Genomic DNA, 22,310 nt, shown 5'->3' on the forward strand with positions numbered 1-22,310 from the left:
CAACGATAAAAATTCAGTAAAGTAAGGTTTTAAATAACCAGCGGTATGAGTTTGCAAAAAAAGCCAACATTCACTCCTGCTCCGTCAGGCGTTCGACTTGCACTGAGCTTAGCGGTATTAGTGTTACTGGGGCTGAACTTAAGGCCTTTACTGACCTCTATCGGACCACTAACCGGCGAGTTACGCGACATAACCGGCTTGTCGTTCAGTGAAGTTTCATTGCTCACCACCGTTCCAATTTTGATGATTGGCGCTATGGCGCTGTTTGCCGGGCGTGTCACGACCGCTTTGGGTTACCGCCACGGTATTGGACTGGGGCTGCTTATTTTAACTGCCGGTCTTATCGCACGCCTATTCGAGCCCACCAGCACCAGTATGATGACCAGTGCTATCGTTGGCGGTGTCGGTATCTCACTGCTGCACATTGTTATTCCCGAACTCACAAAGCAACAATATTTGAAACGGCTGGGTTTAGTAACCGGCCTTTGGTCGGCAGCGCTGATGGGCGGAGCTGCGTTAGGTGCTGTTGCCACCCCCTGGGCTGCCGGGTTACTGCCTGAGCGATACCAAGCCATGGGAAGCTGGAGCCTGTTAGCTGCTCTGGTTTTAGTCATTTGGTATTTACCGGTTAACCGAACGCCAATTGCCAGCATCCCCCCAAGACACTTACTACTGCGCGCCTACAAAGCACCGCGGGCCTGGGTTTTAGGTGCTTATTTTGCCTTGGTTAATGCCGGTTACGCAGGCTTTATTGCCTGGATCGCGCCTTTTTACGCCGAGTTCGGTTGGTCTGCGCAAGCTTCGGGTAACTTACTGGCGCTTTTTTCGTTAGTTCAGGTGGTTGGCGCCTTAATTTTACCCGCGTTATCACGTTCACAAGATCGCCGCCCTTGGTTAGCGTTGGCTGTACTCACACAAATGGTTGGATTTATCGGTCTGAGTTGGTTTCCAAATGTGTCGCCCTGGCTGTGGTCGGCACTTTGCGGGTTTGGTCTGGGCGGTGCTTTTCCACTATGCATTGTTATGGCGTTGGATCATATCGACAACCCAGTGCAGGCTGGTCGCCTGGTGTCCTTCATGCAGGGTATTGGGTTTATGTTTGCCAGTTTAATGCCGCTAGTGACCGGTTGGTTCCGCGACTTTTCCGGTAACTACACATTCGGTTGGCAGTTACATATTCTGGTAGGCGTTATTATTCTGGCAATGACGTGGCAATTTAACCCCAAAGGCTACAAAGGTTTGTTTAATTCACAGGAATAATACGAGCGACCACATCATCGACCAAAGCTTCAAGGTTTGACTGTGAAATACTGCGTCGAGCCATTGTTCTTAAGCCAATAACATTGGTTTGTATTAGTCTTGCCAACTTTTCAGGAGAGCTCTGTCTACTCAGTTCGCCACGGCTTTGTGCTTCACTCAGTGCTTCAGTAAACATTGCTTCAATCGAGTCTAAATACGCATGCACGGGCTCACTGAAGGCTTTGTCTTCCGGCGTAAATTCCAATAAAGCTTTCACCAACATACAGGCCTTTGTCGGTGCGCAGCCCTCATCGGCTTTTGCGATATTTTTCAGGTACTGGCGAAAGCCCTGTAATACTGACGGCTGCTTGGCAATGGTACTTTTGAAGTCGTCCTCAACCATTGCAAAGTAAGTGTCCAGCGCTTCTTTAAACAAAGACTCTTTATTACCAAACGCCGCATAAATGCTACCCGGTCGCATATCCATCGCTTCTTCAATATCTTTCATTGAAGTGGCATGGTAGCCCTGCCGCCAGAATAAATGCAGCGCATTATTTAATGCTGTCTCACGGTGAAACTGGGGTGTTCTTGGCATCCTTGTGTCCCCTCGGTTTTGCTCATAAAAAATCAAGTATAGACCGCTATTTTGGTTATTACAGTAAAGAATTTGTTAAGGGGTGTGATCTAACCTGAACCATTCCGATACAATAAGAAGTGAAATTAATTAAAAGAAGCTGCAGCTGTACGGAAGAAAAAGCCTGAAACAGTGGTTGAGCGAGCACCTGCTCGATATTGAAATCCCCACTCATATTAGCTTCGGAAGCACAATTCCAACCAATAGCATGGGCAAGCGCGAGGACTGGTCTCTTTAAATTAAGCTGTGTTTATTTAGGCAACGCCCGCGTCAAGATGTCATCGAACCGACTGTCGGTACTTCGAGCCTCTTCCAATATACAATGACCTTCAATGCCGGCATTAGAGAGTTGCTCCATAACTCGTCGGAGACTGCTTTTATTTTCGGGTGACGACAGCGTTGACAACAGAACGGTAACTAAGCCATTACCCAAGTGCCCGGGAGTATCGTAATCTCTTATACTTGCACGAACAATTTCTGCGGTGCGCTTAAGTGTTTTCGCATCGTTAGTCACCTGCAAAACCAACAAGATGTATGGGTATTCTGGGTGCGCTTTATAAAAACTAAAGCGCCGCTGCAATGCGCGTAGCATCATGCGTCGGTTATAAAAACCAGTATGCTCGTCCTCGCCGCCGGTGCTGCGAAGTTTTAGCTCCATTTCTTTGTATTCGGTAATGTCCTGCACCGTACCAAAGATGATCTCATCACCATTTTCGTCGAGCTGATAAATACCCGACTCACGCAACCAGCGAACAGTGTCATCACTGCGAATAATGCGGTGCTCAACGTCACGCACACCAGACTTTTTAGCGGCTTCAATCGCGTCAGTTATTGTTTTACGGTCCTCTGGGTGCGTTTTTTCCATGACTATATCGAGGCCGGGGTCAGTCTTGCTCTTTTCTAAGCCATATAGCTCGTACACCGTATCAGACCAAACCGACTTTCCGGTGTTTAAATTCAGTTTCCAGTGGCCTAAGTTAGCGACGCGTTCGGCAAGTTCAAGATTCCGCTGATGCCTTTTAACCGTCAGCTCTAACTGCTTACGTTCAGTAATATCCAGTAATTGACCTTTCCAGATGGTACTGCCATTAGGCTGTTTTTCAGTTACTGCGTGCCCATAAACCCAGTGGGTTTGGCCATTACGAACCACTCTGTATTCTTTGTTCCACGGAATTTGATACTTCGCCGAATCAAGCAAACTATTAACCACTGCGTCATAATCATCGGCAACAATAATGTCTTTAAGCACACAGGTGTTTTGCTGAAGGTCGGCCATCGAACAGCCGTAAATACTTTCAATGCCTTCGCTGACAAAATGAAAATGCCAGTTGCCATTCTCGGTTAACTCTAATTGATAGACCGCCCCTGGCAAGGCGTTTGTTAAACTGACTAAATCAACTGATGAATTCGGAGCATTCATATAACCGCTAACTCATAAATATGAATAAGCGCTCATCATACCTTAAAGCTTGCAAAATACGCAGTAAAAGAAATGTAAAGTGACCCATTACAAAACAAAATAAGTACGCTATATATATACAAACCATAATAAAAACAGGAGTTTTTATGTCAGCGGAGAAAGCTAAGTGGCACAAAGCAATACTGGTGCCGGTGTTTTTACCGGCTGTTATTGTGATTACTTTGCTGGTGATAGGGACGTTGAGTGCGCCTGAAAAAGCCGGTGAACTTTTTAACTGGACGTTAGCAGGCATTACTGACAACTTTGGTTGGTTTTACATGCTCGCCGTCGCCCTTTTCTTAGTGTTCATTATTGGTGTGGCAATATCGCGCTGGGGGCGTATTAAATTAGGTCCCGACCACTGTGAACCGGAATATAGCTTTACCTCTTGGTTCGCCATGCTGTTTTCGGCGGGTTACGGTATTGCTTTACTTTTCTTCGGTGTCTCAGAGCCTGTCTTACATTACGCGGAACCGCCCGCAGGCGCGGCTGAAACAATTGGCTCCGCTAAACAGGCTATGCAAATTGCCTACTTCCACTGGGGCTTCCACATTTGGGCTATTTATGGCCTAGTGGGATTAGTTCTGGCATATTTCTCATTCCGACATGGCCTTCCACTGTCCATGCGCTCTACGCTGTATCCGCTAATTGGCGAGAAAATTAATGGCCCAATAGGACACGCTGTAGATACCTTTGCGGTGCTGGGAACTATGTTTGGTATTGCCACAACCCTGGGCTTGTCGGTCATACAAATAAACACCGGCCTGAACTATTTGTGGGAAGATATCCCCGTGGGGACCACCGTGCAAATTATTGCAATAGGTGTCATTACTCTTGCCGCAATAGCGTCGGTTGTTGCCGGCATGGATAAAGGGATTAAACGGCTGTCTCTGTTGAACATGACACTGGTTCTTTTCCTGTTATTATTCGTGTTCATTGTCGGGCCTACAATCCACATTCTGGAAACCTTCCTGCAAAACACCGGGGCTTACTTAAGCGGTATTGTTGAACGTACCTTTAACTTGCAGGCCTATGAACGCAGTGACTGGATTGGTAACTGGACGCTATTCATTTTCGGCTGGACCATAGCCTGGGCGCCGTTCGTCGGGCTGTTCATTGCTAAAATCAGCCGCGGTCGCACTATTCGCCAGTTTGTTTTTGGGGTCATGTTCGTGCCTACCATATTCACGTTCTTCTGGTTCGCCGTATTTGGCGATACCGCTTTGAATATGATCATGAACGAAGGTTACACAACACTCATTTCGGAAGTGCAAGACAACCAGGCTATAGCCCTATTCAAACTGTACGAAGAACTGCCACTGACCAGCATTATTAGCTTTGTCACTGTGCTCTTAATTATTACCTTCTTCGTCACATCATCGGACTCTGGCTCACTGGTTATCGACTCGTTAGCATCCGGTGGTATGGAAACACCTGTATGGCAGCGTGTTTTCTGGGCAAGTAGTGAAGGCATTGTTGCGGCAGTACTGCTGGTTGCCGGCGGCTTAGGCGCGCTGCAAACCGCGGCAATAACCAGTGCCTTACCGTTCGCTGTCATTATTTTGATATCGGCGGCAGGAATGTGGCGAGCGTTAGTTATTGAAGGACACCAATACAACAGTCTTAAGAGCCATCGACATCATCATCGTCGTGGGGTAAATGCAGGACCCGACTATTGGAAAAAACGCTTAGCCGGCCTGGTCGACTTTCCGAAAAAAGAACCTGTACTCGAATTTATCAACGGACCAGCGACAGAGTCTTTGAAAAAAGTAAAAGAAGAGCTGAAAAGCCAGGACTGGCCGGCCGAATTTACTGCTGACGAAGAACATAATCGCATTATTCTCAGCGTTGAGCGGGAGAATAATCTCGACTTTGCCTATGAAATTCGTCTGCGCGACTATCTACTACCAGAGTTTGTGCTCAGCAACGACCAAAACCGCGAAACTTACTATCGTGCAGAGGTATTCCTGAGACAGGGTGGTCAGTCGTATGATCTTTACGGTTATGAATCGTCGGATATCATCAATGACGTAATTAACCAATTCGAGAACTACCTGCACTTCAGACACCACAGCCCGGGTGTTCTGCCGTGGGATCTCGAAAAGCACGATGAAGATCTTAACGACGACATAGAAACCAATAAGTAACGCGAAGACAGACTAAGCAAGCCGCTCTTCGGAGCGGCTTTTTAGTGGTCGGACTGTTGAATTTTTGCAACATGTGCGAGAATAACCACTAAGTCAGTAGGGAGTCACTATCACTATGGAACGTGTGGATAACCATCCGCAAAAACTTGCCCCCATGCCAAGTATGCTGTTCAGGTCATTATTTACCTTGCAGCGTAGCGATGAGTCTGAGGCCGATTCAGAAACCCTGGAAAAGCACTACTCCATTCCCTCTCCGGCAGATAAGCAACTTGAAAAGTATCACGATGCTTTTGGTGGCTTTGTGAGTGATGTCCCGCTTGCCATGCTTTATTGCATTGCGCAGCGTGCGCACTTAGCGCAGATGCTCGATGACAGCTTTCCCTGGCCGGCACCAGGTCTGGTGCACGTCAGCAACAAACTAGAGCGTCATGCGGTTATTCAAACTGACCAGTCGTTTCAACTGGTGTCAAAAGTCAAAGTACCTAAGCGCGGACCTGATGTGTCTCCACGCCGGTTAAGGCCCCAGTTTACGGTCGAGTTTTGGCAAAACGGTGAGAAAGTCGCCACATGCACAAGTGTTTATCAGGTCATGAAAGGCGATAATAGCAACGCCAAAGCTAAAAAAGCGCCTCCTAAACCCTTTGAGCCCGATGAAGGTTGGGACAACTTAGCGCACTGGCAATTAGGCAGCGGTATGGGTCGTCGATACGCTCGTATATCCGGCGATTTTAACCCTATCCATTTGCATCCGCTCGTGTCGCGCTGGTTCGGGTTTGAAAAACCGATAATTCACGGTATGTACATGATGGCTCGAGCCCAAGCAGAGCTCGAACGTCAACAGTCAAAAGCAGTGACCTACATAGATGTAACCTTTAAACGACCGGTTATTTTGCCTGCGAGAGTGCAACTATGGGTGAATTACGAGGAAGATAAAACCAAGTATGAAGTGCGCAGTGGCGACCATACATCTTTAAAACTAGAAGGGTCAGTACGTTTCGACTGACCCTTCTTAGTTATTCTATTGCTTATACACTTTTCCGTCTTTCATCACGAAACTGACATTTTGTAGCAGAGTAATATCCTCTAAAGGATTACCTTTTACCGCCACAATATCCGCCTTTTTATTCGCTTCAATACGGCCAATTTTTTCGTTCTTCAGAAAATCAGCTGCGACGCTTGTCGCTGCCTGGATCGCTTCTGCTGCAGGCATTCCTGCTTCAACCATATACTGGAATTCCAGAGCGTTGTCGCCATGTGCAGATACACCGCTATCCGTACCAAACGCCACATTCACACCCGCTTTATACGCTTTTGCGAAGGTATCCTGAATTTTCGGGCCAATCTCGCGTGCTTTGGGCCTTACCACCTCCGGGAAGTACCCGTCAATTTCAGCTTTTTCAGCAACAAATTTACCCGCCAAAATTGTCGGCACTAAATACGTACCATGCTCTTTCATTGCAGCAATGACTTCATCGTCCATATAAGTACCATGCTCAACTGAAGCAATACCCGCTTTTACCGCACGAAGCATACCCGCTTTACCGTGGGCATGAGCGGCAACATGAAAGTTGTAATCATCAGCAATATCGACCAAGGCTTTCAGCTCGTCGTCGGTGAACTGAGGGTTATCACCACTGCTGGCCATGCTTAATACACCACCTGTAGCGGTAATTTTGATGAAATCAGCACCGTCTTTGTAATGTTGACGAACCGCTTCACGAGCATCTTCTTCACTATTAATAACACCATCTTTCGGTGTTGGGCGACCCATCAGTTGTTCTTTCCAGCCGTTTGTCGGGTCCGCATGCCCACCCGTTGTTGCAATAGACTTGCCTGCGGTATAAATGCGTGGCCCATCGGTGATTCCTGCATTAATCGCGTCTCTCAGAGCAATGGTGACATTATCAGAGTCACCAGGGTTACGCACCGTTGTAAAGCCCGCTTGCAGAGTTTTCATGCCATAGTGCTGGGCAACCAAGGCTAAGTCGGCTGGGTTTTGAGTAAACTGCTTAATGTATGAATCGGGGCCTGACTGACCATCTAAATGTACATGAAGGTCAATAAACCCAGGTAAGCAAGTGCTGTCCGATAAGTCGATCAAACTACTTGAATCGCCAGGAGCATTAACCTTTACCGATTTAATATCACCGTTTTCAACTTCAATATAGCGCTCACCAACAAGTTGTCCTGATTGGCTGTCAAAAACATCGCCGCAATGCAGCCAGTCGCTCGCTTGTACCGTTGTCGACGCCAGCCCAACGGCTATGCCTATAGCTAATTTCTTAAGCATGGAATTCCCCTTATTATTATGCTTCGTTTATTGGAATTTCCTGTCCCCAGAGTCGGCGAATATCAGCGTCATTCAGCATTAGCGAAGCCAATGTATAGTCTGATAAAAACCGATAGAACGTTTCCTTACCTTCATTGATTAAATTTTTTAGTTCACAGGCTGGAAATATCGCACATTCAGGTTTGTGACAATCTATCCAGTATTCGTCGCCTTCCAGCCGACGAATGATCTTGTCTAATCGAACATCGGCAGGGTCAACAGCTAGCAAAAAACCGCCGTTTTTTCCCCGTCGGGTTTCAATGAGCCCTTCCTTTCCTAATTGATGTACCACTTTATTTAAGTGGTTTCTAGGCACATTAAAGATGCCACTGAGCTCATCAATAGTCACTCTGTCATCGTCTTTTTTGGCCGCTAAATACATTAAAACGCGCAGGCCATAATCGGTGTATTTTTTAAGTTGCATAGGTGTTAACCCTATCAGGATATTGCTAGTTTTGCTCGACAAAAATCAGTTGTCGATTACCGCGAGTGGTCAAAACTAACCGCTCTTTATTATCGATGCTGACTTGATAAACACGCTGCATAGCTTTACTAAAGTCTCGCTCCAGTTCACTGGCAGTTTCCGGACACGCCATTTTGGTGCTACCCATAAGGCGTATTTGTGCCAACTCACCACCTAAGTTGTACTGTCCAAAGTACCGGTTGCAACCATTAAAACCCGCCAACTGACCGTCAGCCAGAAAACTCAGTGTTGGCGCTTTCGTATTCAGCGAATGCCCATCAAACTCAACCAATTGCCACTCAACACCCTGCACCAGCCATTCGCTGTCACCGCCGCAGCCGGAATAGACATTACCGCCTTCGTGCAAATCGACTTGGTAGGGATAAAGTCGTCCGCTCATGGAATCTCGACATAAGGTATTTATAACCACTAACTGCGTTTCTGTAGCTGACTCAATATGCCATTCATAAGGACTCTCTGAAACAACCTTAGCAGGCGAAACGTCGACTATGGCTTCAGTGTCTGGCGTAGTAATGGTCATATGCTGCGGGTTAACCGCCACCTGCCAAAAAGGTTCGTTGCCACGCCCCGTGAAGTGTTTTGGCAATGTTCCTTGTTCGACGCACATCGGCAACTCCTGCCCACGCCAGGTAATAGTTGCTTCGCTCCCTTTTCCCCAGTACTGGGTTATTGGATCTGCACCATCGTTGTATCGAGCACCGGATGCGCTAACCACTTGCTTCAAACGTGTCGAGCTGTCGTTGTAACGAAGTGTCGCCGACTCATCAGCAAAGTTGAGCTCGACTTCTGCTGCGCCACATTGGTACTGAATGTTTTGCTTCGAGTCACTGGTGAGTGAGCTGCATCCGATTAAAATAGAAAATGCACTCAATCCCGCTGCCAGTTTTATCATCTTCATCATTTAAAACGCCTTAGCTACTTACTCTGTATCTACACACTTTACTCCCGAATGCACTTTTAACCAAACGCTCTGAAGAAACCAGCGACAAGTGCAGCAAAAAAACCGACTAAAGAATTGCGATAGATCAAAAGCGTTGTTGCGAATCATTATTATTTATATTAGCATTCGCAGCAATTCGGTAAACCAATAATGAAATAACCTTTCAAAAAACATTAACAGGGTAGATCATGAAAAAGACGTTACTGACTACGGCTATTCTTACAAGCTTCACCGCGCCAGCCTTTGCAGAGGTTGCTATTGACCGAACCGATGACATCGAACAAATCAAAATCATCGGTACGAAAACTGACTCAAGAGCCACAGCGGGATCAAGCGCGGTTATCGACGAAGAACAGATGCGCATTGAGGTACCAACGGACATTAACCAGTTAATGAAAACCATCCCCGGTGTTTATGTGCGTGAGGAAGACGGTCAAGGCCTGCGCCCTAATATTGGTATTCGCGCCGCAACCGCCGGTCGTGTCAGTAAAGTCACTATTTTGGAAGACGGCGTGATGATGGCGCCAGCACCTTATTCAAACCCGGCCGCGTATTACTTCCCGACCACTTTCCGCATGTCATCTATTGAAGTGCTGAAAGGCGCTCCTTTGCTACGTTACGGACCTCAAACAACCGGTGGTGTGCTTAACTTAGTCACAACGCCTATTCCAGAGCAGTTTGGTGGGCAAGTGCTAACAGAGTTTGGTGAAAACAGCAGCCGCGATATTCATGCACATGTTGGCGGAACAGAAGGCCAGTGGGGCTTCTTGCTAGAAACCGTACAGCGTAGCAGCAACGGATTTAAAAATATCGACCGTAGTGGTCGTGACACCGGATTCGATATTGAAGATTATGTGGGCAAACTAAAATGGACGGGGGATCGCCAAAGTTTACTGGCTAAATTCCAGTATTCGGAAGAAACTTCAAACGAAACTTATGCAGGCCTTACTGACACAGACTTCGCCGAAGATCCTAATCGTCGTTACGGGCTGTCTGAAATTGATCAGATGAACAATCATCATGACGCTATCAGCCTTAACTACAATCTGGAGCTCACTGACACAGTCGAACTGAATGTTCTGACCTATAAGAACCACTTTAAGCGCAACTGGTTTAAAGCCGGTGTCGTTAATGGTTTGGTTGATCTAGCCAACGCAGGTGACACGGACGCTCTGGCTGTTTTACACGGCGAGCAAGATTACCAAGACATAACCTGGACCAATGGTAATCGTGGCTACGACTCATACGGCGTTGAAATCAACACCGGTTTTGAGCTGGCGTCACATTTCCTCGAAATTGGCGTACGTGATCATACTGACGAAATGGATCGTTACCAGTTAAAAGAAGTCTTCGACCAAATCAACGGTAGCCTGGTGTTTGACTCGTTCATTCAACCAACCGGTGGCGACAACCGTATAGAAAAAGCTGAAGCCGTCAGCTTCTGGGTGACTGACCAGTGGCAAATGACTGACGATTTGATGGTTAACCTGGCACTTCGTCATGAAGACGTTGAATCTTCACGCCTACAGTTTGCGGTGCCGGACCGTAGTGAGTTAGACAGCACTCGCTCTAACGACAGCAGCGAATGGTTGCCGGGTGCCTCCTTTACTTATGACGTAAACGACAACTGGCAGGTTCTGGCTGGCGTTCACAAAGGCTTCTCTCCTTTAGGTGGCGGTGCAACAGAAAATCAGGAGCCTGAAACCAGCACAAACTATGAAGCTGGCATACGTTACAACCAAGGCACTTTATTTGTCGAAGCGGTTGGCTTCTATAGCGACTTTAACGACACCACACAGCAATGCTCAATTGCGAATCCTTGTGACAACGGCGCGGAGTCAGGCAACTACGTATTGGGTGAGTCGGTCGTTCGTGGATTGGAATTCCAGGCGAGCAACACATTCGAAGCTGGCAGCTTCCTGGTACCGGTCGATGTAACTTACACCTACACCAAAGGTGAAATCAGCGAAGACAACTTGGACAACTTAGACGGTGATGAGTTAGCAGACATTCCGCAAAACACATTCAGCATGCGCGTTGCCCTAGACAATCAAAACGGCTGGATTAACTACCTTGTGGCTAAATACGCTGACGAAATGTGTGTTAGCACGGGTTGTAACCGTACCAACAGCCAATTCGACAGAACGGAGTCTGTATTCGTGACTGATTTTGTCAGCCGCTACGAAATGAACAACAACATGGCGGTTTATTTCAAAGTCGAAAACCTGTTTGATCAGCAAAAAATTGTGGCTCGTTCACCACACGGTGCGCGCCCTAACAAGCCTCAAACAGCGTCATTTGGTGTGGAATACACTTTCTAAACGCCAGACTCTCTCCCTGGCATTGTTTGCGGCCCCATAAGTTGGGGCCGTTTTTTTATTTATCTACTTATCTTTCCGGGAGCAAAATACGCTATGGATAGAAAAATCGTTTAATTAAAAAGGCATCTAGCGGTTATAATAAGTTTTTATCAATTGAAAAGGATGTCTACATGAGCGACTTTCCCGCCTGCCCTGAATGTCAGTCAACGTTCACTTATCACGACGGTAACTTACTCGTTTGTCCTGAATGCAGTTATGAATGGTCTGAAGATGAACCTTCAGAAGCAGACAGCGCACCACAGTATCGCGACGCAAATGGTACTCCGCTAGAAGACGGCGATACCGTGACTGTCATTAAAGATCTAAAAATAAAGGGGTCGTCTTCCGTCGTTAAAGTCGGTACAAAAGTAAAAAACATTCGTCTCGTAGAGGGTGATCATGACATCGACTGCAAAATAGACGGCATTGGAGCCATGAAATTAAAATCTGAGTTCGTCAAAAAAGTATAATAACGGTAGCTGTATGAGATATTTATTCGTCGTATTATCACTCTACGGATTTTGTCTGCCGTCATGGTCGGCGGAACAGACTGTTGTGTTAATCTCTATTGATGGTTTCCGGCACGATTATATCGAAAAACACGATGCGAAAAATATTCGCGCAATAGCAAATAAAGGAGTTCGAGCCGAGGGTCTAATACCCGTTTATCCGTCAAAAACATTCCCGAACCACTTATCTATTGTCACTGGTCAGTATCCTTCTAACCACGGTATTGTTGATAATCGATTTTATGATAAAGAACGTCAGCAACATTACTCGATGGGTGACGGTGTAGACGATAGCAGTTGGCTGACAACACTGCCTATTTGGAACCTAGCCGAATTCCAAGGTGTGAAAGCGGCAACATTTTTTTGGCCTGAGTCTTCCGCTCGAATTAATGGCCGTACGCCAAGCTACTATTACAATTACAGTACGCCAGCGCCAAACCAGCAGCGAGTGAATCAAATTGTTAACTGGTTAAAGCTTCCTGCGCAGACGCGCCCCCGCATTGTTACCGGTTATTTTTCTATTGTCGATACAATGGGGCACCGTTTCGGGCCTGACTCTAAGCAAGTAAAAGAAGCCGTGCAGCATATTGATGGTTTAATTGGCCAACTGTGGCAACGTATTAATAATGAAACAAACGTAAAAGCTAACTTAATACTCGTTTCAGACCATGGTATGACATCAATTCGAGCGGACCAAATGATTGAGCAAAAATCATTGCCCATTAACATTGACCTCTTCGAAGTTGTCAACTCACAAACTCGGCTTATGCTTTACGCCAAAGAGACAACAACGATCGCGCAAGTTACCGCCCAACGTCAGCAACTCAGGCAATTTAGTAGTGCTTACACTATTGAGACTGAGAAGTCTCTTGCCGAAAAGCACGTTAAAGACGGCCCAAGAAAACCAGATATTATTTTAGCAGCCAAAGCCCCTGTTACTTTTACTCAACGTCCTGCAGAAAAACGTCGCGACGGTGGTACACATGGGTATTATGCAAATCGTGACATGGATGGTATTTTCATTGCGGCAGGTCCTGCAATTAATGCCAAAACCCACCTTGGGCGTTTTGAAAATATTCACATTTATCCTTTTATGGCGGAGCTACTCGAACTCAATTTACTATCACCTATTGATGGAAAAGCAGACGTACTGGCGCCACTACTCATCAAAACCGCTCCTTAAAGTGTAAAGATCCCTAAATTCATTGGTCTTTTTTGCGAAGGTTCGCTAAAAAGAATACATACATTTATGTATGTTAAGGGGAGCGATTATGGAAATACCTGTTTTGCTCGCCATTGTTGCAGGACTTTGGGTAGCACTTGTTCTGGCAGGTGGTTTAGAAGCGCTAAAACATCGTTGGCTGGTTAGCCGCATTCCGGTGCGTGTTCATGTGAATGGTACGCGTGGGAAAACCAGTGTCACTAGACTCATTGCCGCCGGTCTTCGTGCCGGTGGCAAGCGTGTTTGTGCGAAAACGACGGGCTCGGCCGCCGCAGTCACCGATCCCGACGGTCGCGAGTTCCCAATTTACCGCATCAGTGGCGCGAACATCATTGAGCAAATGCGCACACTTAAACGCATGGCCAAATTAAAACCCGAAATTGTGGTAATGGAATGCATGGCATTACAACCGCAGTATCAGTCTTTGAGCGAGCTACGCATGGTGCGCTCCAATGTGGGTGTCATTACTAATGCCCGCCCTGACCATTTAGATGTGATGGGTCCCGGCGAAGAGGATGTCGCCTTAGCACTGGCGGGAAGCACTCCGGTGAAAGGTAATTTATTTACCGCCGAACGTGACTTATTACCGACTTTCGAGCATTCCTGTAAAGACAGAAAGTCAGAGTTACACGGTGTCACATTAGAAGAAGTCGAAGCGATTTCTGATGACACCATGAGTCAGTTTCGTTATGCCGAGCACAAAGAAAACGTCGCTTTGGCCTTAAAAATTTGCGAGCACCTGGGCGTTGACCGTGATAAAGCCTTAAAAGGCATGACCGAACTTGAGCCAGAAGCCGGTGCCATGCAGGTTCTGCACATTAACTACTTCAAGCGAGAGATTGTTTTCGTTAACGGTTTTGCAGCTAACGACCCTGAGTCGACCGGTAAAATCTGGGAAAACATGATTGAGAAGTTCGGCGAAGGCCGCAAGAAGATCATGCTCATTAATTGCCGGGCTGACCGACCTCACCGTTCACAGCAAATGGCTGAAGAAGCAGGACAATGGACTGAGGCCGATAAAGTTATTTTAATGGGCTCGGGTTGCTTTGTCTTTGTCCGTAATGCCGTGAAACATGGTCTGGACCCAGAAAAACTACTGGTGCTCGAAGGTGGTGAAACCACGGATATTACGGAAACTATTTTAGAAGAATCTGCAGGCAACGCACTGGTTGTAGGTATGTGTAATATTCACGGCGGCGGCGAAGAAGTCGCTCGCTTCTTCCAAAACCGTGCCGTTAAAGAGGAAGATTTATGATAGCGCTTAACATATTGGCCGTTGCCATTGGCGTTGGCTTATTTTTTACGTTACTACTGACTCATACGTTAGGACTCGCAGCAGGCGGCTTGGTTGTTCCGGGTTATGTGGCTTTACAGCTTACAGACCCGCTAAGCCTGGCTATTACTTTACTGGCAGCCCTTATGACTTATTTGATTGTCAAAGTCATTGCCAGTTTTGCCATTATTTATGGCCGTCGCCAAACCATCATCATGATTTTAACCGGCTATTTAATTGCTGGTCTGTTCGACCTGTTCATTGGCAACTTAGTAAACTGGGCCGACTTACAAATGATTGCCGGCGGTGACAATGCACAGGCGCAAGTAGGCGCGCTTGAGTCAACCGTGATGATGTCGGTGATGGAAAGTAGCATTATCGGTTACATTATTCCGGGGCTTATCGCTATTTGGTTTGAACGGCAAGGCGTTCTGCAAACACTATGCGGACTGGCCGTGACCGCTGTTTTAGTGCGTTTAGCACTGATTGTCATTATGCCTGAATCTTTGCAAATGTATGAAGCGAGTCAAGCTTTTCAAATGCCCGGTTGGTAACAGGAGAACCCTATAATGAGTAGTTTTACTAAAATTTATTGGCGCTCTTCAGGTGTACCAACCTGGGGACTTATTTTCTTAATTGTCGTCGCAATTATCGTGGTTGTCGCGGCAGAAAAAATGAAACAACGCGATCCAGTCGTTGAAGACAACTACGCGACCATGGTGAACGCTGCTAAAATCATGCGTGAAGGCATGAATGTGCTACAGCCACTAAGAGCTCAATTAGCACCTATTAACCCGGAGTTTGACCCACAAAGGTCTGGCTTGGTCGGTTTAGAAAACAGTATTGTGACAACCAACCACGGTGGCCGCGAATCTAAGCAGACCACAGTCAACCCAAACTGGGCTGCCGTTGCAGTAAAACTGTTAGCGGAAGCCGGTGTTAAAAAAGGCGACCTGGTTGCAGTGACTGTTTCGGGCTCTTTTCCGGCACTGAACTTAGCGGTATATTCCGCGCTTGAGGCAATGGAAGCTAATGCCGTTATTGTTGCGTCTGCCTCGTCATCGCAGTGGGGAGCAAATGTGCCCAACTTTTTATGGCTGGATATGGAACGCAAGCTTCGTGAAGCTGGCGTTATTTCACTTCATGCCGATTATGCGTCTATTGGCGGCATTGAAGATAGGGGCATTGGCATTCCTGAGGAAGGCATTCAGTCCATTCGCCGTTCAATTGACCGTGCTGATGTTAAGTTTATTGACCCGGCAAACTATCAGGAGGCGGTTGCTGATCGTATTGCAATTTTCCGTGAATACTCAGCTGAGCGTAATTACACCGCCTACATTAACGTCGGTGGCGGCGCAACGGTTGTTGGCCCTCCGGGCATTGATGATATGTTCAGCTCGGGCTTGCAAACAGATGCCCCTGCACGCGCCTTTGCAGTAGAGACCGTTATGGGCTACTTCCTGCAGGAAGACATTCCGGGTATTCATTTTATTGGCATTAAAACCATGGCAGAACGCCATGGCTTACCGTTAATGCCACCAGAGGCAGTACCAGTAGGGAATGGCGGTATATACTCAGCCACGACTTACAACCGGTGGTTAGCGCTGGGCTTAGCCATTGGCTTATTTGGTCTGACTTGGCTTATTGTTCGCTCTGCACGTATTACCAGTTTATGGCAGCGTTCGGGCCACAGTGGTAAAGGCACAAAGCCTATGGTTTAACACTACCTCTTATGAGGTAGCTTCTCTTCTCTAAAAGAGAGCCTTACATTTGTATCTTTTAGTGTTAAAACTATATATATACGTAGCACTTTCCATGTAAGGCTCTCTTTTTATGACTCAATACTTAACCCATAGACCCATCAGCATTCCCAGCGCTTCTATCGCCCAAACCGCAGTTTGGAATGAACTATGAATAAAAGAACTATTGTCTGGGCAATTGTCGTTTTAGGACTCGCTTTCTTTGTTTACTTGGGGACAAATAAAGGCACAGACGGCTACGACGGTGTTGCCAGCGGTAACGGTAGAATTGAGGCCACCGAAATAAATGTGGCGACCAGAGTAGCTGGGCGATTAGACAGTGTTTGGGTCAACGAAGGCGACTTTGTATTGACCGGTGCCAAGCTTGCAAAACTCGATACAACAACGCTGGAAGCTGAGCTACACCAAGCACAAGCCCAGTTCAAGCAGGCCCAAAATGCGATTAATACCGCACAAAGCCAGGTTGAACAGCGCCGAGCCGAAAAAGAGGCAGCAGAAGCTTTACTGCAGCAACGCGAGTCGGAGTTGGAACTTGCCAGAAAACGCTTAGCACGCGTTCGCAGTTTGGCTGATCAAGGCTCTATATCGGCGCAAGAGCAAGACAATGCAGAAGCTGCTGTTGTCAGTGCCAAGTCAGCAGTCGCAGCTGCAAAATCACAAATAGCGTCATCCCAAGCCGCCATTACCACGTCTATATCACAGTTTGAAGGTGCTAGGTCTGCAGCGGAAGCGTCTCAGGCAACCATTGAGCGCATTCAAACTCAAATAGATGACAGTACGCTTCTTGCGCCTCGCGACGGCCGCATTCAATACGTTATTGCTCGACCGGGAGAAGTAATAGGCAGCGGAGGCCGAGTTGTGAACATGGTGGACTTGAGCGATGTTTACATGACGTTCTTTCTGCCAACCAGCGCTATCGGTAAAATTTCAGTAGGCAGCGAAGCGCGTATTGTATTAGATGCACTACCAGAGTATCGCATTCCTGCTCGCATAAGCTTTATATCCGATGTGGCACAGTTCACACCAAAAACGGTCGAAACCCAGGAAGAGCGTGAAAAACTCATGTTCCGGGTTCGCGCCAGTATTAACAAAGCACTTCTGGAAAAGCATCTCGAACGCGTAAAAACAGGCTTACCCGGAGTTGCTTACGTGAAATTTGATGCTACAGAGAGCTGGCCGCAAGAGCTCGAGTCGGAGCTTGATTGATGACTCGCGAGGCTGACTTTGCTGTTTCTGTTAATAAGCTCAACTATCATTATGGCAAGCAACTCGCGCTGAACTCGGTATCTCTGGATGTCCCCAGAGGTAAGTTGTGTGGGTTGATTGGCCCCGACGGCGTGGGTAAATCGACGTTACTGTCTCTTATTTCTGGTGCCAGAGCTTTACAGTCCAGGCGGCTACTCGTGTTAAACGAAGACCTTGGTGAGTCACGTCAGCGCAAACGTTTGTATCGTCGTGTTGCTTATATGCCACAAGGGTTAGGCAAAAACCTCTATCCAACACTGTCAGTGAAGGAAAACCTCAGCTTTTTTGCCCAACTTTTTGGTATTAACGGCCAACAGCGTGAACAACAAGTCTGTCGTTTACTAAAAGCCACCCGGTTGTGGGAGTTTAAAGACAGACCCAGCGCTAAGCTTTCGGGCGGAATGAAACAAAAGCTCGGACTATGCTGTGCATTGATTCACGAGCCAGAGCTCCTGATTCTGGATGAGCCAACCACCGGCGTTGACCCGTTGTCCCGCCGTCAGTTTTGGCAACTTATCGATGACATTCGCCAACAACACCCGGACATGAGCATACTGGTTGCTACGGCCTATATGGATGAGGCTAAACGTTTTGACTGGTTAGCTACCATGAATGAAGGAAAGGTGCTTGCCAGCGGCTCTCCAACTGAGTTACTTAAAAAAACCGCGACGTCTTCGCTAGAGCAAGCGTTTATGACATTGCTTGGCAATGAATCGGCTCAAATTTTTGAGCCCTCGCGCCAACCGTCTAAAAACGACTCAGTTGCCATAGAAGCGCAAGAGCTGACCATGCGTTTTGGTGACTTCACTGCCGTTGATAACGCTAATTTCCGCATCCAAAAAGGCGAAATATTTGGCTTTCTAGGCTCTAATGGCTGCGGTAAAACCACCACCATGAAAATGCTCACTGGTCTTTTAACACCCAGCTCCGGAAAAGCCTGGCTGTTTAATGAACCCATTAACAGTCGCGCCATGGAGACTCGCAAACGCGTGGGGTATATGACTCAGAGCTTTTCCTTGTATGGTGAGCTTACGGTGTATCAAAACTTAAAACTGCACGCCCGGCTATTCGATATTCCCGAAGAATATGTCGAGAACCGTATAAAAGAAGTTGCCGATCAATTCGACTTACAACGCCTGTTCAAGCAACTTCCTAAGCAGTTACCCGTTGGTGAGCGTCAACGGTTATCACTTGCTGTCGCCATGATTCATCAGCCAGAAATACTGATTCTGGACGAGCCGACGTCGGGAGTTGACCCCGCTGCCCGCGATAACTTCTGGCATATTTTATTAAAGCTGTCCCGCGAGCATGGCGTCACTATTTTTATCTCGACCCACTTCATGAATGAGGCCGAGCGCTGCGACCGCATTTCATTGATGCACGCAGGAAAAGTGTTAGTGACTGACACACCGCAGAGCATTATTAAAAGCTGTAACAGAAGCACGCTCGAAGATGCGTTTGTTGATTATTTAGAAACGGCTTCTGAACAGCCCAGCGACACTGAGAAACCGGCTCCAGAGCTGCAAAAACAAGCAAGCCTCAAACTCAGTCACGGCTTTAGTGTAAGGCGCTTGCTTAGCATAAGTCACCGCGAAACCTTAGAGCTACTCCGCGACCCGGTGCGACTTGTCATGGCGCTGGTCGGCAGCGTTATTCTTATGTTCGTACTGGGTTACGGCATTAACATGGATGTTGATGAAATTGATTTCGCCGTACTTGATCGTGACCAAAGCAGTACCAGTCGCGACTATATTCTCAGTTTGTCGGGCTCTCGTTACTTTAATGAGCAACCTCCGCTAAATAGTTATGCAGAGGTTGACGCTCGCCTACAAACTGGCGAAATTAGCCTGGCAATTGAAATTCCCGCTAATTTCGCTCGCAATATACAACGAGGCGATAACGTCACCGTCGGTGCCTGGGTTGATGGCGCTATGCCTATGCGGGCTGAGACCGCACAAGGGTATATCCAGGGTATGCATATGGACTGGCTGCAAAAGCAACAGCAGCAGTTAAGTGCCCCTGTACCTCAACGGGCCACTATTAATATAGAGTCGCGATATCGGTATAACCCAGATATTAAAAGTCTGCCAGCGATGGTGCCGGCAGTTATACCTCTGCTGCTAATGCTATTTCCGTCCATTTTAACTTCCCTCTCTGTCGTGCGGGAAAAAGAGCTAGGCTCCATTACTAATTTTTATGTCACCCCAACTCGCAAAAGTGAATTTTTCATTGGTAAACAGCTCCCTTATGTTGTTCTGGCGATGGTTAACTTCCTGATATTGGTTGGGCAGGCTTTATTTATTTTTAAGGTAGATCTGACCGGCAGTTTCCTGACTTTTACTCTGGCTACGTTTTTCTATGTGCTTTGCGCCACTGCACTAGGCCTGATTATGTCCGCTTTTCTTAACAGCCAAATTGCCGCACTGTTTGGCACCGCTCTGGCGACAATCCTTCCAGCCTCACAGTTTTCCGGAATGATAACGCCGGTCACATCCTTAGAAGGGTTGGCGAAAGTCATTGGCGAAGTCTATCCAACAACCTATTACATGATTGTCAGCCGCGGTGTTTTCTCAAAAGCTTTGTCCTTTAATGAGCTGCACGTCATGTTGGTAGGGCTCAGTATTGCTGCCATTATTTTTATTGCAGTTGGCATTAGCTTAGTTAAGAAGCAGGAGCGATAAATGCGTTCTCTCAAAAACATTTCGCATTTAGGCGTAAAAGAATTAGTGAGCTTGTCACGCGACCCTATGCTGCTTTTATTTATTATGCTGGCATTTACTGTCTTTGTTTACACCGCCGCATCGGCTACACCACAAACACTTTATAAAACACCTATAGCAGTTATTGATAATGACCGTTCACAACTCTCAAATCAGTTAATCAATGGCTTTTTAATGCCTTACTTTTTGCCCCCGGAGGCCGTTTCTGCCAGTGAAGCCGATCAGCTCATGGACGAAGGCCGCTACACCTTTATTTTGGATATACCGGAAGGCCTGCAGAGAGACTTACTCAATGGCGAGCAGCCAAAAGTACAACTGATTGTCGATGCCACTCGAATGAGTCAGGCATTTACCGGCAACGGATACATTCAGTCGATTATTAACCGTGAAGTCAGTACGTTTACCCAAGCAGACACGCAACTACCCATAGATATTGCCGTACGAGCGCAATTCAATCCAGAGCTTAATAGTGGCTGGTTCAGCGCCATTATGGAGCTCATTAACCAAATAACCATGCTTTCCATTATTTTGACCGGTGCTGCATTAATTAAAGAACGGGAACACGGTACCGTAGAGCACCTTATGGTGATGCCGGTCACCCCATTTCAAATTATGGTTAGCAAAGTTTGGGCAATGGCTTTAGTTGTGTTGGTTGCCTCCGCTTTTTCATTAACTGTCATTATTAAGCAAGCGCTCGCAATACCGACCAGCGGCTCTTTAACCCTGTTTTTATTTGGCACTGCACTGCACTTATTCGCAACCACGTCTATTGGCATATTTTTAGGCACTTATGCACGCTCAATGCCGCAGTTCGGCTTGCTGTTTTTGCTCATTATTATGCCCATGCAAATACTGTCAGGCGGCATGACGCCTTTCGACAGTATGCCAACTGCGGTGCAGGCCGTTATGTACTTTGCACCAACGTCTCATTTTACTGAGTTTGGCCAAAGCATCTTATTCCGGGGGGCCGGTATCAATATCGTCTGGCCACAACTGTTGGCATTAGCGGGGATTGGCGCCTTGTTCTTCTTGGTATCATGGCGCCATTTCCGAGAGCGCTTAGCGGATATGGCGTGATCCATTTTTTAAGTCATAACAATGGCAAATGGCCTGCCAGGCTTCTTCGGCACTATCGACAATTTCAAATAACTCTAGGTCCTGCTCGGCAATCGTACCTTCCTCAACCAAGAGGTCGAAGTCTATCAACCGCTGCCAAAATTCCTTGCCGACTAAGACTATAGGCACTGGCTCAGACTTTTGGGTTTGAACCAGAGTTAAGGTTTCAAACAGTTCATCCAGCGTGCCGAAACCACCGGGGAAAGCCACCAGCGCCCGCGCACGTTGCAGAAAGTGCATTTTCCGAATAGCAAAATAATGAAACTGGAAGCAGTATTCGGGGGTTATATAAGGGTTTGGCCGTTGCTCGTGAGGCAACACAATATTCAAGCCAATGCTGTCACCTCCGGCTTCCATCGCTCCGCGGTTTGCCGCCTCCATGACGCCGGGACCTCCACCACTGACAATCATTAGGTTTTCATCGTCGTGGCAGAGGTTGTGTTCTGTCGCAATACGCGCAAAGTCCATTGCCTGCTGATAATAAGCACTGTTTTTCAGAGCCCTTTTTGCCCGCTTAAGGTGTCCTTTAAGGGTATCGTTTTCAGGGTCTTTCTCCAGCGCCTGCTCGGCGACACCAACATCATGCTGTGCCTGCTCGGGCGGCAAAAACCTTGCACTGCCAAACACTACAATAGTGGCATCAACATTGTGCTTTTCCAGAGTCAGCTGTGGCTTTAAATACTCCAGTTGAAGGCGCACGGCTCGTAAGTCATCACTCAGCAAAAACTCATTGTCAGCAAACGCTAATTTGTAAGAGCCTTGCCCTTCAATCTTTGCTATAGATTCTTCTGACTGCTTGGCGGAAATAAGACGACGCCGGCGAAGTTCGTTTTCTGTCATGGAGAGTCCGTTAGGGTTTATGTATTGTTTCGC

The 22,310-nt window shown here is 47.1% G+C and carries 18 protein-coding genes; 12 read left to right on the plus strand and 6 right to left on the minus strand.

Going from position 1 to position 22,310, the window contains the following annotated elements; all coding sequences use genetic code 11:
* The first annotated feature begins 45 nt into the window (after window positions 1–45).
* Window positions 46–1,260, plus strand: a complete 1,215-nt coding sequence (locus CWI73_RS09855; protein ID WP_126752628.1) for a cyanate transporter — start codon at window positions 46–48, stop codon at window positions 1,258–1,260.
* Here the strand turns inward: CWI73_RS09855 and CWI73_RS09860 are convergent.
* Together CWI73_RS09860 and CWI73_RS09865 are read right to left on the minus strand one after the other, a co-directional pair.
* Window positions 1,244–1,834, minus strand: a complete 591-nt coding sequence (locus CWI73_RS09860) for a TetR/AcrR family transcriptional regulator (protein ID WP_126752629.1) — start codon at window positions 1,832–1,834, stop codon at window positions 1,244–1,246. The two genes, CWI73_RS09855 and CWI73_RS09860, sit on opposite strands and share 17 nt — an antisense overlap.
* A gap of 289 nt (window positions 1,835–2,123) precedes the next feature.
* Window positions 2,124–3,293 carry a PAS domain-containing protein gene (locus tag CWI73_RS09865; protein WP_126752630.1) on the minus strand — a complete coding sequence of 390 codons (1,170 nt, stop codon included), beginning with the start codon at window positions 3,291–3,293 and terminating at the stop codon, window positions 2,124–2,126.
* A 146-nt stretch (window positions 3,294–3,439) separates the two neighbouring features.
* Between CWI73_RS09865 and CWI73_RS09870 the strand changes: the two genes are divergently transcribed.
* The gene (locus CWI73_RS09870; protein ID WP_126752631.1) at window positions 3,440–5,479 is read left to right on the plus strand and encodes a BCCT family transporter; all 2,040 of its coding nucleotides are present in this window, start codon (window positions 3,440–3,442) and stop codon (window positions 5,477–5,479) included.
* A 115-nt stretch (window positions 5,480–5,594) separates the two neighbouring features.
* Complete coding sequence (locus CWI73_RS09875) at window positions 5,595–6,482, plus strand: MaoC family dehydratase (protein ID WP_126752632.1); 888 nt, start codon at window positions 5,595–5,597, stop codon at window positions 6,480–6,482.
* Window positions 6,483–6,497: 15 nt separating this feature from the next.
* Here CWI73_RS09875 and CWI73_RS09880 read toward each other — a convergent pair whose 3' ends face one another.
* From CWI73_RS09880 to CWI73_RS09890, 3 genes are read right to left on the minus strand one after another with little or no spacing between them, the layout of a single operon-like run.
* Complete coding sequence (locus CWI73_RS09880; protein ID WP_126752633.1) at window positions 6,498–7,769, minus strand: metal-dependent hydrolase family protein; 1,272 nt, start codon at window positions 7,767–7,769, stop codon at window positions 6,498–6,500.
* A 16-nt stretch (window positions 7,770–7,785) separates the two neighbouring features.
* Entirely contained in the window at window positions 7,786–8,232 is a 447-nt protein-coding gene (locus CWI73_RS09885) for an RrF2 family transcriptional regulator (RefSeq protein ID WP_126752634.1), read from the minus strand.
* Window positions 8,233–8,257: 25 nt separating this feature from the next.
* Window positions 8,258–9,193, minus strand: coding sequence for an META domain-containing protein (locus tag CWI73_RS09890; RefSeq protein ID WP_126752635.1), 936 nt, complete (start codon window positions 9,191–9,193; stop codon window positions 8,258–8,260).
* 227 nt (window positions 9,194–9,420) lie between these two features.
* Here CWI73_RS09890 and CWI73_RS09895 point away from each other — a divergent pair, with 227 nt between their 5' ends.
* From CWI73_RS09895 to CWI73_RS09935, 9 genes are all read left to right on the plus strand, one after another.
* Window positions 9,421–11,553 carry a TonB-dependent receptor family protein gene (locus tag CWI73_RS09895; RefSeq protein ID WP_126752636.1) on the plus strand — a complete coding sequence of 711 codons (2,133 nt, stop codon included), beginning with the start codon at window positions 9,421–9,423 and terminating at the stop codon, window positions 11,551–11,553.
* Between the two features lie 170 nt (window positions 11,554–11,723).
* Window positions 11,724–12,062 carry a zinc ribbon domain-containing protein YjdM gene (locus CWI73_RS09900; protein ID WP_126752637.1) on the plus strand — a complete coding sequence of 113 codons (339 nt, stop codon included), beginning with the start codon at window positions 11,724–11,726 and terminating at the stop codon, window positions 12,060–12,062.
* Between the two features lie 13 nt (window positions 12,063–12,075).
* Window positions 12,076–13,284, plus strand: coding sequence for an alkaline phosphatase family protein (locus CWI73_RS09905; protein WP_126752638.1), 1,209 nt, complete (start codon window positions 12,076–12,078; stop codon window positions 13,282–13,284).
* Window positions 13,285–13,372: 88 nt separating this feature from the next.
* Entirely contained in the window at window positions 13,373–14,578 is a 1,206-nt protein-coding gene (gene pgsB / locus CWI73_RS09910) for a poly-gamma-glutamate synthase PgsB (RefSeq protein ID WP_126752639.1), read from the plus strand.
* Window positions 14,575–15,150, plus strand: coding sequence for a poly-gamma-glutamate biosynthesis protein PgsC (gene pgsC, locus CWI73_RS09915; protein ID WP_126752640.1), 576 nt, complete (start codon window positions 14,575–14,577; stop codon window positions 15,148–15,150). The genes pgsB and pgsC overlap by 4 nt, the downstream gene beginning before the upstream one ends.
* Window positions 15,151–15,165: 15 nt before the next feature.
* Window positions 15,166–16,317: a poly-gamma-glutamate system protein gene (pgsW, locus tag CWI73_RS09920; RefSeq protein WP_126752641.1), complete on the plus strand. Its 1,152-nt coding sequence runs from the start codon at window positions 15,166–15,168 to the stop codon at window positions 16,315–16,317.
* A gap of 189 nt (window positions 16,318–16,506) precedes the next feature.
* A complete protein-coding gene (locus CWI73_RS09925; RefSeq protein ID WP_126752642.1) occupies window positions 16,507–17,562 on the plus strand; it encodes an HlyD family secretion protein in 1,056 nt (351 codons plus the stop codon).
* The gene (rbbA, locus tag CWI73_RS09930) at window positions 17,562–20,282 is read left to right on the plus strand and encodes a ribosome-associated ATPase/putative transporter RbbA (RefSeq protein ID WP_126752643.1); all 2,721 of its coding nucleotides are present in this window, start codon (window positions 17,562–17,564) and stop codon (window positions 20,280–20,282) included. The genes CWI73_RS09925 and rbbA overlap by 1 nt, the downstream gene beginning before the upstream one ends.
* Window positions 20,283–21,398, plus strand: coding sequence for an ABC transporter permease (locus CWI73_RS09935; RefSeq protein ID WP_126752644.1), 1,116 nt, complete (start codon window positions 20,283–20,285; stop codon window positions 21,396–21,398).
* Here the strand turns inward: CWI73_RS09935 and CWI73_RS09940 are convergent.
* The gene (locus tag CWI73_RS09940) at window positions 21,381–22,277 is read right to left on the minus strand and encodes an LOG family protein (RefSeq protein WP_126752645.1); all 897 of its coding nucleotides are present in this window, start codon (window positions 22,275–22,277) and stop codon (window positions 21,381–21,383) included. The two genes, CWI73_RS09935 and CWI73_RS09940, sit on opposite strands and share 18 nt — an antisense overlap.
* Window positions 22,278–22,310: the final 33 nt, after the last annotated feature.

The organism is Idiomarina piscisalsi (assembly GCF_003987095.1).
Lineage (GTDB): Bacteria > Pseudomonadota > Gammaproteobacteria > Enterobacterales > Alteromonadaceae > Idiomarina > Idiomarina piscisalsi.

Excerpts from the sequence above, each read along its gene's own strand:
- CWI73_RS09855 (WP_126752628.1), top strand. The coding sequence starts at position 46 with ATGAGTTTGCAAAAAAAGCCAACATTCACTCCTGCTCCGTCAGGCGTT.
- CWI73_RS09860 (WP_126752629.1), bottom strand. The coding sequence starts at position 1,834 with ATGCCAAGAACACCCCAGTTTCACCGTGAGACAGCATTAAATAATGCG.
- CWI73_RS09865 (WP_126752630.1), bottom strand. The coding sequence starts at position 3,293 with ATGAATGCTCCGAATTCATCAGTTGATTTAGTCAGTTTAACAAACGCC.
- CWI73_RS09870 (WP_126752631.1), top strand. The coding sequence starts at position 3,440 with ATGTCAGCGGAGAAAGCTAAGTGGCACAAAGCAATACTGGTGCCGGTG.
- CWI73_RS09875 (WP_126752632.1), top strand. The coding sequence starts at position 5,595 with ATGGAACGTGTGGATAACCATCCGCAAAAACTTGCCCCCATGCCAAGT.
- CWI73_RS09880 (WP_126752633.1), bottom strand. The coding sequence starts at position 7,769 with ATGCTTAAGAAATTAGCTATAGGCATAGCCGTTGGGCTGGCGTCGACA.
- CWI73_RS09885 (WP_126752634.1), bottom strand. The coding sequence starts at position 8,232 with ATGCAACTTAAAAAATACACCGATTATGGCCTGCGCGTTTTAATGTAT.
- CWI73_RS09890 (WP_126752635.1), bottom strand. The coding sequence starts at position 9,193 with ATGATGAAGATGATAAAACTGGCAGCGGGATTGAGTGCATTTTCTATT.
- CWI73_RS09895 (WP_126752636.1), top strand. The coding sequence starts at position 9,421 with ATGAAAAAGACGTTACTGACTACGGCTATTCTTACAAGCTTCACCGCG.
- CWI73_RS09900 (WP_126752637.1), top strand. The coding sequence starts at position 11,724 with ATGAGCGACTTTCCCGCCTGCCCTGAATGTCAGTCAACGTTCACTTAT.
- CWI73_RS09905 (WP_126752638.1), top strand. The coding sequence starts at position 12,076 with ATGAGATATTTATTCGTCGTATTATCACTCTACGGATTTTGTCTGCCG.
- pgsB (WP_126752639.1), top strand. The coding sequence starts at position 13,373 with ATGGAAATACCTGTTTTGCTCGCCATTGTTGCAGGACTTTGGGTAGCA.
- pgsC (WP_126752640.1), top strand. The coding sequence starts at position 14,575 with ATGATAGCGCTTAACATATTGGCCGTTGCCATTGGCGTTGGCTTATTT.
- pgsW (WP_126752641.1), top strand. The coding sequence starts at position 15,166 with ATGAGTAGTTTTACTAAAATTTATTGGCGCTCTTCAGGTGTACCAACC.
- CWI73_RS09925 (WP_126752642.1), top strand. The coding sequence starts at position 16,507 with ATGAATAAAAGAACTATTGTCTGGGCAATTGTCGTTTTAGGACTCGCT.
- rbbA (WP_126752643.1), top strand. The coding sequence starts at position 17,562 with ATGACTCGCGAGGCTGACTTTGCTGTTTCTGTTAATAAGCTCAACTAT.
- CWI73_RS09935 (WP_126752644.1), top strand. The coding sequence starts at position 20,283 with ATGCGTTCTCTCAAAAACATTTCGCATTTAGGCGTAAAAGAATTAGTG.
- CWI73_RS09940 (WP_126752645.1), bottom strand. The coding sequence starts at position 22,277 with ATGACAGAAAACGAACTTCGCCGGCGTCGTCTTATTTCCGCCAAGCAG.